The following is a 929-nucleotide window of genomic DNA, read 5'->3' as shown; positions in this document are numbered from 1 at the left end:
GCGCCGCGCAGGGCCTCTACGCAGGCGTCGACATCAAGGGCGTCGGCGCCGTCGGGCTCATCACCTACATGCGCACCGATTCGACGCACCTCTCGCGCGAAGCGATCGACATGGCGCGCGAGCACATCTCCTCGAAGCACGGGCCGAAGTACTTGCCCGAGAAGCCGAACTTCTTCTCGTCTTCGAACAAGGCGGCGCAGGAAGCACACGAGGCGATCCGCCCCACTTCCCTTGAGCACTCGCCAGAGCGCATCGCGAGCGACCTCAAGAAGGTCCGCAACGGCGAGGACATGCTCAAGCTCTACCGCGTGATCTGGGAGCGATTCATCGCCTCGCAGATGACTCCGGCGCAGTGGGACTCGACGAGCGTGCTTATCGAGGGCGGCAAAGACGCGTCCAAGCCCCTAGTCTTCAAGGCGACCGGCCGCGTGCTCGCGTTCGACGGCTTCTACAAGGTCGCCGGCGTGCCGATCGCCAGCGACGAGCAGACGCTCCCCGAACTCAGCGAAGGGCAGAAACTCTCGCCGTTCGACATCGAACCGCAGCAGAAGTTCACCAGCCCGCCGCCGCGCTACACCGAAGCGTCGCTCATCAAGATGCTTGAGAGCGAGGGCATCGGCCGCCCCTCGACCTACGCCTCGATCATCCAGGTGATCCAGGACCGCAAGTATGTCGAGCAGCCGCCCGGCGATCGCCGCTTCCATTCGACGGACCTGGGCGAGGTCGTCACCGACAAACTGAGCGAGGCGTTCCCCGACATCATGGAGGTCGGGTACACCCGCGAACTCGAGAACGAACTCGACAAGATCGAGAGCGACAATCTCGACTGGGTCGAGGTGCTCAGGCGGTTCTACGGCCCGTTCAAGGATCAACTCGGCACGGCGCTCGAGACGCTCATCCACGCGAAGGCGGAAGTGCAGCCGGCGCCG

General features: G+C 64.5%; 1 protein-coding gene. It reads left to right on the top strand.

The features are described 5' to 3' along the window. The coding region (locus VB775_RS15730; protein ID WP_323216878.1) for a DNA topoisomerase at nt 1–929 on the top strand (929 nt) is incomplete at both ends.

Origin of the sequence: Pseudanabaena sp. CCNP1317 (assembly GCF_034931345.1) — a bacterium.
Taxonomy (GTDB): domain Bacteria; phylum Cyanobacteriota; class Cyanobacteriia; order Pseudanabaenales; family Pseudanabaenaceae; genus Pseudanabaena; species Pseudanabaena galeata.
The sequence above is the reverse complement of the archived record's forward strand: the minus strand, read 5'-3'. Positions and strand labels throughout refer to the sequence as shown.